The following is a 15,734-nucleotide window of genomic DNA, read 5'->3' as shown; positions in this document are numbered from 1 at the left end:
TCGCTGGCCTCTTGGACACTTCGGATGCTCACGCCCGTGGGCGGTCTGGCTGCTGAACTGCGAGCTTCACGTGCATGACAACTAGGGAGACAACAGAAGACCCGCCGCGGCACGGGAACGCGCCCTTGCCACAACGGGTCTGGCGATCGATCAGGAGTTGAACCCGGAGCCCAGCTTCGCGTTCGCCGCGACCGTGCCGAGGGTCCCGGCACCGAAGGTGAACGAGCCGGTCGGGGTGATCCCGGCCGGCGTGGACCTGAACACCCACACCGACCCGGCGTTCGCGTTCTCCCCCGGTGCGCCGACGACGAGTTCGGCGCGGCCGTCCTGGTCGGCGTCCATGAGACGGGTCGTACGGCCGAAGGCGTCGTCGGTCTCCGCCGCGCCCGGCACACCGGCGGTGTCCTGGTTGACCCCCGTGGCGCCGGTGCCGGTCAGGCCGTTCGCGCCGCCGCGCAGGACGATGACGCCGCCGGCGTTGCTCAGCCCGTCGAAGTCCTCGCCGGGCACGCCCGTGGAGACATCGGCGTAGCCGTCGCCGTCGACGTCGGCGACCGAGATGTCGGAGCCGAAGCCGTCCATCCGCTCGGCGGCGCCCGGGACTCCGGCGCTGTCCTGGTTGACGTACATCGCCTTGGTGCCTACGGGCCCGCTCGCGGAGCCCGGGATGAAGGCGACCCGGCCGCCCAGGGGAATCGGGGTGTCGACGTCGCTGTCGTAGCCGTCGACGGGCCGTCCGACCACGATGTCCGCGTAGCCGTCCCCGTTCACATCACCCAGGCCGAGCGACTCGCCGCCCTGCACCCGCCAGCCCCTGCTGTCGCGCGGCACGACCCCCTCGGCGAGCCCGTCCTTCGTGCCCTGCCAGTACGTGACGCGGCGGGCGTCGTACTCGTCGCCGTCGTTCATCGTGCCGACGACGTCGTCGATGCCGTCACCGTTCACGTCACCGGTGGCCAGGTCCAGGAAGCGGGGGTCGGAGTCGTCGTGGACGGTCTGTTCCCCGCCCCGCGCACCGCCGTCGCGCCCGAAGGGGCCCTTGACGACCCGCAGATCGGTGTAGCTCTCCACCACGACCAGGTCGCTCGCCCCGTCGCCGTTCACGTCCCCGACGGTGAGCCGGTCCTTGGCGCTGAGCCGGTCGTAGGTGTGGTGCCCGTACGCCAGCGCCGCCCCGCCCGACAGCCCGGTCGCCCCGCCCCAGACCACCTGCACGAGCCCGGTCTCGGCACCGCCCTCGACGGAGTCCTCACCGGTGACGCCGACGATCAGGTCCGTGTACCCGTCCTGGTCGAGGTCGGCGGTGCTGACCGCGCTGCCGAACAGGTCGCCCGTCTCGGCGGAGTCGGTGACGCCGGTGGTGTTCTGGCTGATGACCTGCCTGGAGGTGGTCCTCAGCCCGCTCGCCGAGCCGTACACCACGGCGACGTATCCGGCCCGCGTCTTCCCGTCGACGGTCGCCTCGGGCGCCGCGACCGCGAGGTCGGAGTAGCCGTCGCCGTTGAAGTCCTGCCGCGCACCGGCCGCCGCGGCCGACCGCGGCCGCTCCTGGTCCTGCACCTGCGCCTGCGCCAGGGGCAGCGCACCGCCGACTGATGAGAGCAGGGCGAGCGCGATGACGACGGCACGCCGTGTTCTGTGCGAGGCAGGTAAGGGCACGTCTACTCCGGTTGTCGCAAGGGCAGTTGACGACGGACGAGGATCAAGATCCTCGTCCGCACCGCCCAGTACGACTCACCGGAACGACCGTTGGTTGCCCTGCCGTACGCCCCGACTTTCCCGGCTGTTAACGCACCTCCGCGGAGGCCACTCCTAGAACGGCTCGAAGTCGTCGAACTCCTGCGCCGCCTCGTCCCGCTCGGCCTGCTTGTCACGCCTGCGCTGCGCGGAAGGCCGCGGCGCCTCGAACCGGTGGTCCTCACCCCGGCGGCCCAGCATCTCGGCCCCGGCCATCACGGTCGGCTCCCAGTCGAAGACGACGGCGTTCTCCTCGGGACCGATGGCGACGCCGTCGCCGGTGCGGGCCCCCGCCTTCATCAACTCCTCTTCCACACCGAGGCGGTTGAGCCGGTCCGCGAGATACCCCACGGCCTCGTCGTTGTTGAAGTCGGTCTGGCGCACCCAGCGTTCGGGCTTCTCGCCGCGCACGCGGAACAGCGGCTCGCCGCCGGCCTCCTCGCGCGTCACGGTGAAGCCCGTGTCGTCGACGGCCTTCGGCCGGATCACGATCCGTGTCGCCTCTTCCTTCGGCTTCGCGGCCCGCGCCTTGCCCACCAGCTCGGCCAGCGCGAACGACAGCTCCTTCAGCCCGGTGTGCGCCACCGCCGACACCTCGAAGACCCGGTAGCCACGAGCCTCCAGATCCGGCCGCACCATCTCGGCGAGGTCCTTGCCGTCCGGTACGTCGATCTTGTTCAGGACGACGATCCGCGGCCGGTTGTCGAGGCCGCCGTACTCCCGCAGCTCCGCCTCGATGATGTCCAGGTCGGTGACGGGGTCGCGGTCGGACTCCAGCGTCGCGGTGTCCAGGACGTGCACGAGGACGCTGCACCGCTCGACGTGCCGCAGGAACTCCAGGCCCAGGCCCTTGCCCTGGCTGGCACCCGGGATGAGCCCCGGGACGTCGGCGATGGTGTAGACGGTCGAACCGGCGGTCACCACGCCGAGGTTCGGCACGAGCGTCGTGAACGGGTAGTCCGCGATCTTCGGCTTGGCTGCGCTCAGCACGGAGATCAGCGAAGACTTGCCGGCGCTCGGGTACCCGACCAGCGCCACGTCGGCGACCGTCTTCAGCTCCAGGACGATGTCCTGAAGGTCCCCCGGCACACCCAGCAGCGCGAACCCGGGCGCCTTGCGCCGCGCCGACGCCAGCGCCGCGTTGCCGAGCCCGCCCCGGCCGCCCTGCGCGGCGACGTACGACGTGCCGTGCCCGACCAGGTCGGCGAGGACGTTGCCCGCCCTGTCGAGGACGACGGTGCCGTCCGGCACGGGAAGGACCAGGTCCTGCCCGTCCTTCCCCGACCGGTTGCCGCCCTCGCCGGGCTTGCCGTTGGTGGCCTTGCGGTGCGGGGAGTGGTGGTATTCGAGCAGCGTGGTGATCGACTGGTCGACGGTGAGGATCACGTCCCCGCCGCGCCCGCCGTTGCCGCCGTCGGGCCCGCCCAGCGGCTTGAACTTCTCACGGTGAACGGAGGCACAGCCGTGGCCTCCGTTACCCGCGGCGACATGCAGTTCGACGCGGTCCACGAAGGTGGTCATGGTTGGTGCCTCCAGCACTACGAAACGTACGGTGATGTCTCTGCTCTAACACGCGAAAGGCGGACCCGCCTTCCCACCTGGGAAGTGAGGTCCGCCTCGCGAAGGATTTGAACGATCGGCTCGGTCCAGCCTCGAGTCGGAAGACTCAGGCGACCGGAACGATGTTCACGACCTTGCGGCCACGGCTGGTGCCGAACTCCACCGCACCGGCCTGCAGCGCGAACAGCGTGTCGTCGCCGCCACGGCCGACGCCCGCACCGGGGTGGAAGTGGGTGCCACGCTGGCGGACCAGGATCTCACCCGCGTTGACGACCTGACCGCCGAAGCGCTTCACGCCGAGCCGCTGGGCATTCGAGTCGCGACCGTTCCGGGTGGACGATGCGCCCTTCTTGTGTGCCATTTCTCCTCAGTCCCTTACTTCGCGGCCGCGGGGATCTCAGTGACCTTGATCGCCGTGTACTGCTGGCGGTGGCCCTGACGACGGCGGTAGCCGGTCTTGTTCTTGTAGCGAAGGATGTCGATCTTGACGCCCTTGTGGTGGTCCACGACCTCGGCCTGGACCTTGATGCCGGCCAGCACCCACGGGTCGCTGGTCACAGCGTCGCCGTCGACAACGAGCAGGGTCGAGAGCTCGACCGTGTCGCCAACCTTGGCAGTGGAAATCTTGTCAACCTCAACGATGTCGCCGACAGCAACCTTGTGCTGGCGACCACCGCTGCGCACGATGGCGTACACGCGGATCTCACTCTCTCGCTCGGAAACGGCACCCCCGCAGTCCAGCCATCCGGCACGCGGACAGCCTCTCCAGGGCACCCAGTGCTCCGGAGGAAAAGGTTTACGGGGATGTGGCGCGCCTATATCCATGGACACGCCGACGGTCAAGGTTACGGGTCCGTGGCCGAGGGGGTCAAACCGGGCCGGTCCCCAACGGAGTGCGGCCGGTCACAGAGACCGGCCGCACCTCGTATCACTCGTCGATGAGCGTCACTCGCCGAAGGGCGTCACTCGTCGGTGGCGGCAGAGACCGTGGTCTTCTTCGCCGTCGACTTGGCCGCGGCCGTCTTGACGGTCTTCGCCGCCTTCTTGGCCGTCGCCTTCTTGGCGACCGTCTTCTTGGCCGCGGTCTTCTTCGCCGCGGTCTTCTTGGTGGCGGCCTTCTTCGCCGTGGCCTTCTTGGCCGTCTTACGGGCCGTCTTCTTGGCCGGAGCCGTCTCCTCGACGCCCTCCTCCGCGGCCGGGGCCTCCACGGCGGCGCCGGACTCGGCCTCCGCCGCCGGGACGACCACGACGGCCGTCTCCTCGGACGCGGTCGGCGCGGTGGCCTTGCGCACGGCACGGCGCCGCGGACGGGCCGGAGCGGCGCCCTCGGCGGCCGCCTCGGCCGGAGCCGCCTCGACCTGCTCCGCCGGAGCCGCGGCCGGGGCTTCCGCCACCGGCTCGGGCGCCGTCGGCGCGGCCTCGCTGACGGTCACCACGGTGGCCTCGGCCCCCGCGGGCGACCCGGCGGGCGCGGAGACCTTACGGGTCGCGCGACGCCGCGTACGTCCCTTGGGCGCGGCCTCCTCGACGGCCGGAGCCTCGACGGCCGGGGCCTGCGTGGCCGCGGCCTCGACGACCGCGTCCTCCACGGCCGTCGGCTCGGCCTTCGCCTCGGCGGCCGACTCCGGCTGCACCGGACGGGCGACCTCGTCGGCGACCGTCACGTCCTGAGCCGTGGGAACGGCCTCGGCCTTCCTGGGCGCACCCGCCGGGGCCGAGGCCCGCCGACCGCCACGGCGCCGCGAACGACCTCCGCGGCCGGCCGCGGCCTCCGCCTCGGCGACGCTGCTGTACAGCTCCTCGTCCGGCGCGAAGGCGGGCTCCGGGAGCGCCGCGGGCTCGGCGGCCTCGGCAGCGATCTCGGCCTCGGTCTCCGCCTCCTCCTCGGCCGTCTCGACCGGCTCGACGGCGACAGCGGCCTCGTGGACGTGCTCGGGACCGGCACCGGCACGCGCGCGCTTCTTGCGCTTGCCGCCGCCTCCGGCGGAGGTCGGCTGCTCCATGTGCACGATGACACCGCGGCCGTTGCAGTGGACGCAGGTCTCGGAGAAGGACTCCAGCAGACCCTGGCCCACCCGCTTACGGGTCATCTGGACCAGGCCCAGCGAGGTGACCTCGGCCACCTGGTGCTTCGTACGGTCCCGGCCCAGGCACTCCAGCAGACGCCGCAGCACCAGGTCCCGGTTGGACTCCAGCACCATGTCGATGAAGTCGATGACGATGATGCCGCCGAGGTCGCGCAGCCGCAGCTGACGGACGATCTCCTCGGCCGCCTCCAGGTTGTTCCTGGTGACGGTCTCCTCGAGGTTGCCGCCCTGACCGGTGAACTTGCCGGTGTTGACGTCGACGACGACCATCGCCTCGGTCCGGTCGATCACCAGCGAACCGCCGCTGGGCAGCCAGACCTTGCGGTCCAGCGCCTTGGCGAGCTGCTCGTCGATCCGGTACGTGGCGAAGACGTCGACCTCGGAGGTCCACTTCTGGAGCCGCTCGGCGAGGTCCGGCGCCACGTGCGAGACATAGCCGTGGACGGTCTCCCAGGCGTCGCCACCGCTGACGACGACCTTGGAGAAGTCCTCGTTGAAGATGTCCCGGACGACCCGGACGGTCATGTCCGGCTCGCCGTACAGCAGCGTCGGCGCGTTGCCGTTCTTGGCCTTCTTCTGGATGTCCTCCCACTGCGCCTGCAAGCGCTCGACGTCGCGGCGCAGCTCGTCCTCGCTCGCACCCTCGGCGGCGGTGCGCACGATGACGCCCGCGTCCTCGGGGACGATCTTCTTGAGGATGGTCTTCAGCCGGGCGCGCTCGGTGTCGGGCAGCTTGCGGCTGATGCCGGTCATCGAGCCCTCGGGGACGTACACGAGGTAGCGGCCCGGGAGGGAGACCTGGCTGGTCAGACGCGCGCCCTTGTGCCCGATCGGGTCCTTGGTGACCTGGACGAGCACGGACTGGCCGGACTTGAGGGCGGACTCGATGCGCCGCGGCCCGTTGGCCATGCCCAGCGCCTCGAAGTTGACCTCACCGGCGTACAGGACGGCGTTGCGGCCCTTGCCGATGTCGATGAAGGCGGCCTCCATCGACGGCAGCACGTTCTGGACCTTGCCCAGGTAGACGTTCCCGACGTACGAGGTCGCCTGCTCCTTGTTGACGTAGTGCTCGACGAGCACGTTGTCCTCAAGGACGCCGATCTGGGTGCGGTCGCCGTGCTGGCGGACGACCATCACGCGCTCGACGGCCTCACGGCGGGCCAGGAACTCGGCCTCGGTGATGATCGGAACGCGGCGGCGGCCCTGCTCACGGCCTTCCCGGCGGCGCTGCTTCTTGGCCTCCAGGCGCGTGGAGCCCTTGATGGACTGCACCTCGTCGGACGGCTCGGCCTTCGGGCGCGGCTCACGGACCTTGACGACGGTGCGCTCGGGGTCGCCGTCACCGGGCTCGGTGTCGACGGCGGAGTCACCGGCGCGACGGCGACGGCGACGGCGGCGACGGCTGCTGGAGCTGGACCCACCGCCGTCCTCGGCGCGCGCGTCCTCGTCGTCCTCTTCCTCCTGCTCGGCGGTGTCCTCGGCGTCCTGCGCGGCCTGCTCCGCGGCGACCTCGTCGCCCTCGGTGTCACCGCCCTCGGCGTCCGCGGCCTCACCGCGACGGCGGCGGCGGCCACCACGCCGACGGCGCCGACGCGACCCGGTCTCCTCGGTCTCCTCGGAGTCCTCGCCCTCGGCGATGTCCTCGGCGGCCTCTTCGGCTTCCTCGGTCTCGTCCTCGGCGGCGACGGTCCCGACGGCCTGGGCCTCGGCCTCCTCGGCGCCCCGGCGCCGGCGACGACGACGTGCCGTGCCGGGCTGCTCCTCCGCCTGGACCTCTTCCACGTCCTCGGTCTCCGCCTCGGCGGCCGCCTCGGCGGCGGCCCGCTGGGGCGTCTGGAACTGCGGCTCGGTGAACACGGGCGCCTGGAACACGGCCACGGCGGGGCGGGCCGGACGCGGAGCGTCGGGCGCCTCGGCGGCGGGGGCCTGAGCGGGCGCGGCGAACCCGGCGGCGGCTCGCCGGACGACACGACGGCGGCGGCGCGGACCGGCGGCTTCCTCATCGGCAGCGGCCGCGGGTGCCTCGGTCTCGACAGCGGGCGTCACGGGCGTCTCCGCCGTCGCCGGCGTCTCGGCGGGAGCCTCGGCGACAGCGGCCTCGGCCGCCTCGTCGGCGGGCGCGGAGACGCGGCGCGTGGCACGCCGACGCGTACGACGCGGTGCGGCCTCCTCGGCGGCCTCGACGGCTTCCTCCGCCTCGGCGGGGGCTTCGGCACTCACGGGCGCCTCCGCGCTCTCGTCCGCGCTCTCGTCGGCCGGAGCACCGGCGGGCGCGGACACCCGGCGGGTGGCACGCCGGCGGGTACGACGCGGAGCCTCCTCCTCGGCGGCCTCGGCGGAGGCGGGAGCCTCGGCAGGGGCGGGAGCCGCAGCGGCGGCAGGCACCTCGGCGGGGGCGGCGCTCTCGGCAGCCTCCGCAGGCACCGGGGCACCGGCGGGCGCGGACGCACGGCGCGTGGCACGCCGACGCGTACGAGGCGGTGCCGCCTCCTCGGTCACTTCGGTGGTCACCTCGGTGGTCTGCGCCGGGCTCTCCTCGGCGACCGGCGCGGCGGCCACGGGCACCACGGTCTCGGCGGCCCCGGCGGCCGCGGGCGCCCCGGCGGGCGCGGACGCACGGCGCACCGCACGACGACGCGTACGGCCGGCAGGTGCGGCCTCCGCCACCTCTTCCGCCGCTCCGGTCTCTTCGGCTTCCGCGGCCTCAGGAGTCACCTCGGCCGCGACGGCCGCGACGCTCTCCTCGGGCTTCTCAGCCGTCTCGGCCTCGTCGCTCAGCGCCGCCACATCGGCGGCCTCGGCGACCGGTATGGCCGGCGCGACCACCTCTGTGGCCTGCGCCTCGGCGGCACCCGTGGGCGGGCCCGCGGGGCGGGACGCGGCACGGCGCCGACGACGCGGCGGCAGGGTGTCGCTGGGGGTGTTCAGTTCGGAACCCTCAGTGGGTTCGGTCGGTTCGAGCATGCGGGCGTTTCTCCCGTCAGGCTCCCGGGCGCCGCGCCTGGTCCGGCGGTATGCCGGTGACGTCCGCGGCTCGCGCGTTGCGCGACTGCCGCCGTCCGGGGCGCGGGCGCCGCACGGGAGCTCTCTGTGTCCTGTCTCGCCGGTTCCGTACGCCGAATGCGTACGGCCTGGCGAAAGTCTTCTGGTCGGTGCGCTGCCCGACCCAGGTGGCTCCCGAGTACGAGGGCGGCGCTTCGACGTCCGTCCCTACGGAACCTTCCTTACGCCGGCGCCGTCGCGGCGGCAGCGGTCTCGGCCTTGGGTGGGGCCGTCGCTGCCTCGCGGTCGGGCGCGAGCGGGTCGGTCACCGTGCCGGTCTCTTCATCGAACAGCCCCTGCGCCAGCCTGGTCACCGCTGCGGGGACCGGCGGCGCCAGGTCGGCCACGGCGCGGAGACCGGACAGGACGTCGTCGGGTCGTACGGCAGGCGTCACGTGCCGAACAACCAGCCGCAGTATCGCACAGGGCTGGTCGGTCGGCCTATCAGCTGCCGAACTGTGCGTTTCCGTTCCGTCGGTGCTTTCCAGGTGGACGACCGCCGGACGGGCGTCGAAAGTGCGCACGCCGTTCTTCGTCATGCGCTGGACCTCGACGGCCTCGGCGGCGTTGAAGGCGGCGATCGCGCGTTCGGCCTCGGCCGGGTCCACGCCGTCGAGCCGCAGCTCCCAGACGGACGCCGTGAGCCGGTCCGCGAGCCCGGAGGTCCGGGCCTCGACCGACTCGACGACATCGAGCCCGGTGGGCATCGACTCGTCGAGGAGCACCCTCAACTGCTCCGGATCGCGCGCCTCGGTGAGCGCGATCTCCAGGTACTCCGCCTCACTGCCCGTGCCGGTGGGTGCGGCATTGGCGTACGACACCTTCGGATGTGGCGTGAACCCCGCCGAGTACGCCATCGGCACCTCGGCACGGCGCAGCGCACGCTCGAAGGCGCGCTGGAAGTCACGGTGGCTGGTGAACCGGAGGCGGCCGCGCTTGGTGTAGCGCAGTCGGATGCGCTGCACCGCGGGTGCGGGCGGCGGGCCTTCGGGCTGTCGCTTGCCCAGTGTCGTTCAGTCCTTCGTGAGAGCGGTCGTACTGCTACCAAGAGTACGTGTCTCGCGGCGCCGAGGTTCCCGCACGGCCTCCATTTCCCGTTCCTTCTGCTCCCCGAAGAGCATCCGCCGGAAGTCGGCCCGCGCCTGCCGTACGGACTCGCGGGCGGCGGTGAGGGCCTGCCGGGTGGCGCGTCCCACACTGCGGGCGGCCTCGGCGACGGGCCGCAGCACGGCGTCCCGGACGACATGCCCGACCGGCGTGAGCACCGTCCGGTACACCCACCGCACCGGCTCCACGAAGGTCCATCGGAAGAGCTTGACGAGGAACCGTCCGAAGGCGAGCGAGATCCGCCCGGCGACCCGCCACGCGTGCCCGAGCGCGTCCCGGAGCTCCCTGCCGACGACGGCGAGCACGCGGCCGACGGGGGCGAGGACCCACCGGTACAGACCCAGCGCGGGCAGCACGAACAGCACGCGGGCGGTCCAGTACAGCGCGATCCCGATCCCGGTGGCGATCATGCTCACGAGCCACACGAGGCCCCTTGCGCACCAGGCGATCGCCCGCCCGACCGGCGCGAGGATCCACTCGTACACCCACCGGGCGGGGACGACGAGGAGATACCGCACCAGCCACGCCACGACGCCGAAGATGCCGAGTCCGATGGCGGCGAGCACGGCGCCGAGCCCTCGCAGGACCCACATCACCGCATGCCCGATCGGGGTGAGCACGCGCGCGTAGAGCCAGCCCAGACCGGCCCCGATCCCGTGCGCCAGCCACGCGCACGCGTGCCCCAGCGGTGTCAGGAGGTAGCGGTACAGCCACACCGCGGGGACGACGAGGAGCATGTTCCCCAGCCAGGCGAGCGCCTTCGCCAGGGGCACCACGACGTACCGCCACAGCGCCACGAACGGCCACACGAACACCGCCCGGCCGAGCCACAGCAGTGCCCGCCCCACCGGGCGGAGCACCGTGTCGTTCAGGAAGCGCCCGGCGACGACGAGCGCGTCCCACACCATCCGCACCGGCACGACCAGCACGAGCACGACGATCCGTACCGGAACGCGGATCGCGACCACCAGGCACCCTTCGGGTTCCCGGCGCGGCGGTGGTGGCGGTTTTTCGAGATCCATACCGTCGTAGACGCGCGGAACGGGCCGCTCGGATGCAGGTCGGGGACACGATCCGGCAACTCCTGCGCGTACGCCGTGAGCAGCTACTCCGCGTGCACCATGAGCAGCCCCGCCAGCAGCGCCGTACGCGACGGAAGGTGGTCCAGCAGGACGTGCTCGTGGCGGGCGTGGGCGCCGCCGCCGACGGCGCCCAGGCCGTCCAGGACGGGCCGGCCGAGCGCGGCGACGAAATTGCCGTCGCTCGCTCCGCCCACGGAGGTCTCGGCGGCCCTCCACCCGAGCTCGCCGGCGATCGACTGCGCCTGTTTGAAGAGGAGCTGGGAGCCGGGGTGGGGCACCATGGGCGGGCGGTTCCAGCCGCCGGAGACGGTGACCCGGACGCGCGGGTCGGCGGGGCGCAGGGCGGCCAGCGCGGCGTCGATGCGGGCCGCCTCGGCGGGCACGGCGATGCGTACGTCGATGCCGCAGTGGGCGTGCCCGGCGATGACGTTGGTGCCCGTGCCGCCGCTGATCACGCCGACGTTGACGGTCGTGCCGCGCTCCGGGGCGCCCAGGGCGGCGATCCGGGTGACCAGTTCGGCGAGGGCGTGCACGGCGCTCGCGCCCGCGTAGGGGTCGAGACCCGCGTGTGCCTCCACGCCCTCCACCGTCACCTCGAACAGCCCGACGCCCTTACGGGACGTCTTCAGGGCCCCCTCCGGCCCGGCCGACGCCTCGCACACCAGCGTGGCGGCCGCGTCCTCGCTCAGCCGCTCGATGTGCGGGCGGGAGGCGGGGCTGCCGATCTCCTCGTCGCCGTTGAGGAACAGCCGTACCGCGGGGCGCGGGAGGTCCAGCTCGCGCAGCAGCCGCAGCGCCCACACGGCCTGCACCAGGCCGCACTTCATGTCGAACGCGCCCGGCCCGCTCGCCGAGCCGTCGCCGGTCACCCGGAACGGCCACTCGGCGAGGGTGCCGGCCGGCCACACGGTGTCGTAGTGGCACAGCACCAGCACGGTCGCCTCGGCCGTTCCCGTGTACAGCAGCTCCAGCATGTCGCCGTGCGGGCCGCCGTCATGGCGTCGTACCCGGTCGGGCGGGCCGAGCCGCCGGTGTGTCCACCGCTCGACGGCCGCCAGGCCCTGGTTCAGCAACTCCTTGTCGTGGCTGGGGGTTTCCAGCTCGACCAGCGTGCGCAGGTCGTCGGTGATCTCGGGCAGGGCGGTGCGGGCCAGGGACTCGATACGGCGCGGCGACACAGGCGGCTCTCCTCATACGGACGTGACGGCGACGGCGGTCAGCGGACGGGGACTCCCGGTCCCAGCGGTATGCCGAGTGCCCACCAGGCGTAGAACAACAGCGTCCAGGCCGCCAGCATGGTCAGGCACAGCGGCAGGGTCAGGGACAGCAGCGTGCCGATGCCGGCCGAGCGGCGGTACCGCTGGACGACGCCCAGGGTCATGACGAAGTAGGCGCTCATCGGGGTCGCCGCGTTGGTGCAGGAGTCGGCGATGCGGTAGACCGCCTGGGTCACCTCGGGCGGGATGTCGAGGAGCATGAACATCGGCACGAACACCGGGCCGACCAGGGCCCACTGGGCGGAGCCGCTGGTGACCAGCAGGTTGATCAGCGTGCAGACGAGCAGGATGCCCAGGAAGGCCCACGGTCCGGTGATACCGGCCGACTTGAGCAGGTCGGCGCCCCGGATCGCCATGACCTCGCCGACTCCGGTCCACTTGAAATAGGCCAGGAACTGGGAGATCGCGAAGAACAGCACCAGGATCGGGGCCATCTCGCGCAGCCCCTTCGCCATGTGGTCGGGGATGTCCCGGCCGCTGCGCACGGTGCCCACGGCCCGTCCGTGGACCGCGCCGGCGATCAGGAACGCCACCGCGAGCACGACCGCGATGCCGGTCAGCACCGGGGACTGCACGATGCTGCCGCCCTCGCCCCGCAGCGGCGAGGAGACCGGGACCATCGCCGCGACGACGACCACGACGTACGCGAGCAGCGCGAGTCCCGCGTTGCGCAGCCCGCGCCGTTCGTCGGCGCCGAGGGTCAGGGACGCCGGGGAGCCGGCCGCGTCGTGGGCATCGGGGGCGTCCTGGTCCCCCGGCTCGGGCTCGTCCGGCATGGCCGCCACCCGCCGGGCTATGACCTTCTCGGTGACGACCGTGATGACGGCGGCGAGCACCACCGAGGACCCGATGGAGAAGAAGTAGTTGGACAGCGGGTTGACCACATAGCCCGGGTCGACGGTCTGCGCCGCGGCGGTGGTGAGCCCGGCGAGCACGGCGTCCGTGGGGGTGACCAGCGGGCTCGCGTCGTACCCGGCGGACACCGACACGAACGCCACCACCGCGCCGAGCATGGGGCTGCGTCCCACGGCCTTGAAGGCCAGCGCGCCGAGCGGCACCAGCACCACATAGGCCGCGTCGGAGGCGGCGTGCGCGACCATCGCGGTGAACGCCAGCGTGAACGTCAGCCATCGGGCCGGGACCCGGGCGACCGCGCCCCGCAGCATCGCCGGAAGCATGCCCGAGCGGTCGGCGACGGCCACGCCGAGCATGACGACCAGGATCGTGCCGAGCGGCGGGAAGGTGGCGTAGTTCGTCACCGCGTCGTTGATCATCATCCGCAGCCCGTCGCCCGAGACGAGGCTGTGGACGGTGACGGTCTTGCCGCTGGCGGGGTTCAGCGCGGAGGCACCGGCGGCGGACAACGCCCAGCTGACGAGGGCGAGTACGACGCTGAGCACGCCGAACAGCCAGAAGGGGTGGGGGAGTTTGTTGCCCAGTCGCTCGATGCGCACCAGCAGGGCCATCAGCCCGGTGAGCGGGGCCTGTTCGGTGGTCTGGTTGGAAGCCACCCTCCATTGACTACCCACTTGAGGAATTCATGCAAGGAGCGCGCCAATTTCGAACGTATCGTTCACGGGAATCCGCGCCCTGACAGATTCGGTCTGAGACTGGATGTACGACCATGTACGGCATGTCATTCCTGGACGACGACGACCTCGATCTCGTCGCCGCGCTCCAGCACGCCCCGCGGGCCCCGCTGAGCCTGCTCGCGGAGGCGCTCGGTGTGTCGGCGAGCACGGTGGGGCGCCGGCTGGCCCGGCTGGAGTCGGAGCGCCTGCTACGGGTGATCGGCCAGCTCGACTGGTCGGTGTCCGGCGAGGGCCACCCCTGGCACGTCTGGGTGACGGCGGAACCCGGCGGTGCCCCCGAAGTCGCCCGTCGCCTCGCCGAGTTGCCCGGCACGACCCTGGTCGCCGTCACCGCCGGCACGACGGACGTCTACTGCTCGGTCCTCCCCGAGCACCGGGCCGACGTCAGGGACCTGCTGACCCGGAGCATCCCCGCCACCCCCGGCGTCCGCTCGGCCCGCTCCGAACTCGTCCTGTCCGCCACCACCAAGTCCGACGCCTGGCGCCTCCCCCGCCTGGCCGACGACCAGGTCGACCGCCTCACCGCCCGCGCGGCACAGGACGCCCCCACGAGCGCGTCAACCGCCCCGGATCCCCTCACCGACGACGAGCTGCGCGCCCTGCGCCTGCTCGCCGTGGACGGCCGTACGACTGCCGCCCAGGTCTCCCGCCGACTGGCCATCGGCCGGTCCACGGCCTACCGCCTCACCCAGTCCCTGCTCCAACGCGGCCTGGTCCGCCCCCGCGTGGAGATCGAACCGGCCCTGCTCGGCTACGCCCTGGAGGCGGTGGTGGCCCTCACGGTCGCCCCGGGCGCGATCAGGGACGTGGCCGCCGCCCTCTCCACCCACCCTTCGGCACGTTACGTCTCCACCACCGCGGGCCATTCCTGCGTGGTCCACCAGGGCGTCTTCCGCGACGAACGCGGCCTCGCCGACTTCCTCACCCACGACCTCGCCGAACTCCCCGGTGTGACCTCCTTCGACGTCTCGATCGTCCTGGAGGCCCTGCGCCGCCACTGGCTGGACCGCGAGGCCGGCCGGCTGGCCGCGGCCGCGCCCGGAACGCACGACGGCGACAGGGATCGGTGAAGGTCCTTCATCGCCGCGGCAGCAGCGCCACGGCCGTCTCGGCGATCACCTCGGGGGCCGGTCCCACGTCGAGCGCGGCTCCCGGCTCGTCCGGCTGCAGCGGTTCGAGTCTCCGCGCCATACGCTCGCGCGAGCTTCTGCCGGCGGGGACCCGACTCGACCTCGATGCCGAGGCCGGCCCTGCGGAGCCTGGGCCCTCCCGGATCAACGTCGTCGCCTTTCCCAGTGCGCGTGCCCGCTGGGCGCAGGCGCGGCGTTCTTGACCGTGAGCGGCAGCCATCACCCGCGCAGCCCTAGGTGTGCTGTCCCGGGACGTTGGTGACACGCGTGCTGGGTGCTTGAAGGGGTGAGGGCCTTCTGGGTTCGGTGTGGATTGCGACATCTACCGCCGACCGCAGGAGGCCCTCGTTGTCCCACCGTAATGCCCCGCTGACGCCGACCGGCAGGCTGCGTCTGGCCCGGTGCGTCGTGGACCTTGCTGGTCTGCCCGCCGCGCGAGCGGCCGAGCAGGGCGGCCTTCAGACGGAGTTTGCGGCATCGCCGGACGCGGTTGCGTTCGGCTCGTTCGGGATCAACTTCGACTTCTTGCCCGGCTTGTTCCTCCTCGGTGCCCCCTTTGAGCGGGGCTTCTCCTCCTCGGCGGCCTTCTCCAGGGCGTCGAGGACCCCCTCGCCCAGCTGCACTCCGGCTGCGTCGTGGTGGGCTCTTGCGGTGGTGGAGTCCACGCCGACCAGTGACAAGTCCACCTCGTCCCGCTTCGCCGCCTCGGCGATCATGCCCTCCAGCAGGGCCTCGAAGACCCCGGCGTCCCGCCACTGCCGGAACCGGTTGTGCACCGTGGACCAGGCGCCGAACTCCGCAGGTATCTCCCGCCACTGCGCACCGCTACGGAACCGCCAGATCACGCCCTCGAACTGCTGCCGCAGCCGGGAGGGATACGGGCCCGTACTCGCCGATCGTCAGGTACGGCTCGATGAACTCCCACTCGTCATCCGTCAGTTGCGCTCGCGTCATGCACTACGGACTACCTGATCCGCCCCCGATACGGGGCTGGAACTCACAGATTGATCGCAACCAGATACAGGCCTTAGTTGGCTGCGGTGTGGGATGGCGGCTTGGGACGACTGAGACGTGGCACCGGCCTCGAACAGCGCCACGAACGTGATCGCCCGTACGAGGA

At 72.1% G+C, this 15,734-nt stretch carries 11 protein-coding genes and 1 pseudogene; 2 read left to right on the top strand and 10 right to left on the bottom strand.

Annotation, left to right across the window (positions count from 1 at the left end; genetic code table 11):
• Nucleotides 1-150: 150 nt before the first annotated feature.
• From ADK36_RS21325 to ADK36_RS21285, 9 genes are all read right to left on the bottom strand, one after another.
• Complete coding sequence (locus ADK36_RS21325) at nucleotides 151-1,659, bottom strand: FG-GAP-like repeat-containing protein (protein WP_234329823.1); 1,509 nt, start codon at nucleotides 1,657-1,659, stop codon at nucleotides 151-153.
• 153 nt (nucleotides 1,660-1,812) lie between these two features.
• On the bottom strand, nucleotides 1,813-3,258 hold the full coding sequence (obgE, locus tag ADK36_RS21320) for a GTPase ObgE (RefSeq protein WP_048583886.1): 1,446 nt from the start codon (nucleotides 3,256-3,258) through the stop codon (nucleotides 1,813-1,815).
• Nucleotides 3,259-3,403: 145 nt separating this feature from the next.
• Nucleotides 3,404-3,658, bottom strand: a complete 255-nt coding sequence (rpmA, locus tag ADK36_RS21315) for a 50S ribosomal protein L27 (protein WP_030051735.1) — start codon at nucleotides 3,656-3,658, stop codon at nucleotides 3,404-3,406.
• Between the two features lie 14 nt (nucleotides 3,659-3,672).
• Nucleotides 3,673-3,993 (bottom strand): 50S ribosomal protein L21, encoded by a 321-nt coding sequence (gene rplU, locus ADK36_RS21310; protein WP_007381993.1) that lies wholly within the window; start codon nucleotides 3,991-3,993, stop codon nucleotides 3,673-3,675.
• A 266-nt stretch (nucleotides 3,994-4,259) separates the two neighbouring features.
• A complete protein-coding gene (locus tag ADK36_RS21305; protein WP_053198641.1) occupies nucleotides 4,260-8,348 on the bottom strand; it encodes an Rne/Rng family ribonuclease in 4,089 nt (1,362 codons plus the stop codon).
• 260 nt (nucleotides 8,349-8,608) lie between these two features.
• Entirely contained in the window at nucleotides 8,609-9,391 is a 783-nt protein-coding gene (locus ADK36_RS21300) for a TIGR03936 family radical SAM-associated protein (RefSeq protein ID WP_048583884.1), read from the bottom strand.
• A gap of 48 nt (nucleotides 9,392-9,439) precedes the next feature.
• Nucleotides 9,440-10,555: a hypothetical protein gene (locus ADK36_RS21295; RefSeq protein WP_048583883.1), complete on the bottom strand. Its 1,116-nt coding sequence runs from the start codon at nucleotides 10,553-10,555 to the stop codon at nucleotides 9,440-9,442.
• 83 nt (nucleotides 10,556-10,638) lie between these two features.
• Nucleotides 10,639-11,793 carry a M20 family metallopeptidase gene (locus ADK36_RS21290; RefSeq protein ID WP_053198639.1) on the bottom strand — a complete coding sequence of 385 codons (1,155 nt, stop codon included), beginning with the start codon at nucleotides 11,791-11,793 and terminating at the stop codon, nucleotides 10,639-10,641.
• Nucleotides 11,794-11,831: 38 nt separating this feature from the next.
• The gene (locus ADK36_RS21285) at nucleotides 11,832-13,403 is read right to left on the bottom strand and encodes an AbgT family transporter (protein WP_234329822.1); all 1,572 of its coding nucleotides are present in this window, start codon (nucleotides 13,401-13,403) and stop codon (nucleotides 11,832-11,834) included.
• A 122-nt stretch (nucleotides 13,404-13,525) separates the two neighbouring features.
• Here ADK36_RS21285 and ADK36_RS21280 point away from each other — a divergent pair, with 122 nt between their 5' ends.
• A complete protein-coding gene (locus tag ADK36_RS21280; RefSeq protein WP_053198654.1) occupies nucleotides 13,526-14,554 on the top strand; it encodes an Lrp/AsnC family transcriptional regulator in 1,029 nt (342 codons plus the stop codon).
• Between the two features lie 408 nt (nucleotides 14,555-14,962).
• A pseudogene (locus ADK36_RS48030) lies at nucleotides 14,963-15,064 on the top strand (IS481 family transposase); the annotation flags it as partial.
• 8 nt (nucleotides 15,065-15,072) lie between these two features.
• Here ADK36_RS48030 and ADK36_RS21275 read toward each other — a convergent pair.
• Entirely contained in the window at nucleotides 15,073-15,459 is a 387-nt protein-coding gene (locus ADK36_RS21275) for a transposase (protein ID WP_159391180.1), read from the bottom strand.
• Between the last annotated feature and the right edge of the window lie 275 nt (nucleotides 15,460-15,734).

It is taken from the genome of Streptomyces viridochromogenes, assembly GCF_001270495.1.
GTDB classification, from domain to species: Bacteria; Actinomycetota; Actinomycetes; order Streptomycetales; family Streptomycetaceae; genus Streptomyces; species Streptomyces viridochromogenes_A.
The sequence above is the reverse complement of the archived record's forward strand: the minus strand, read 5'-3'. Positions and strand labels throughout refer to the sequence as shown.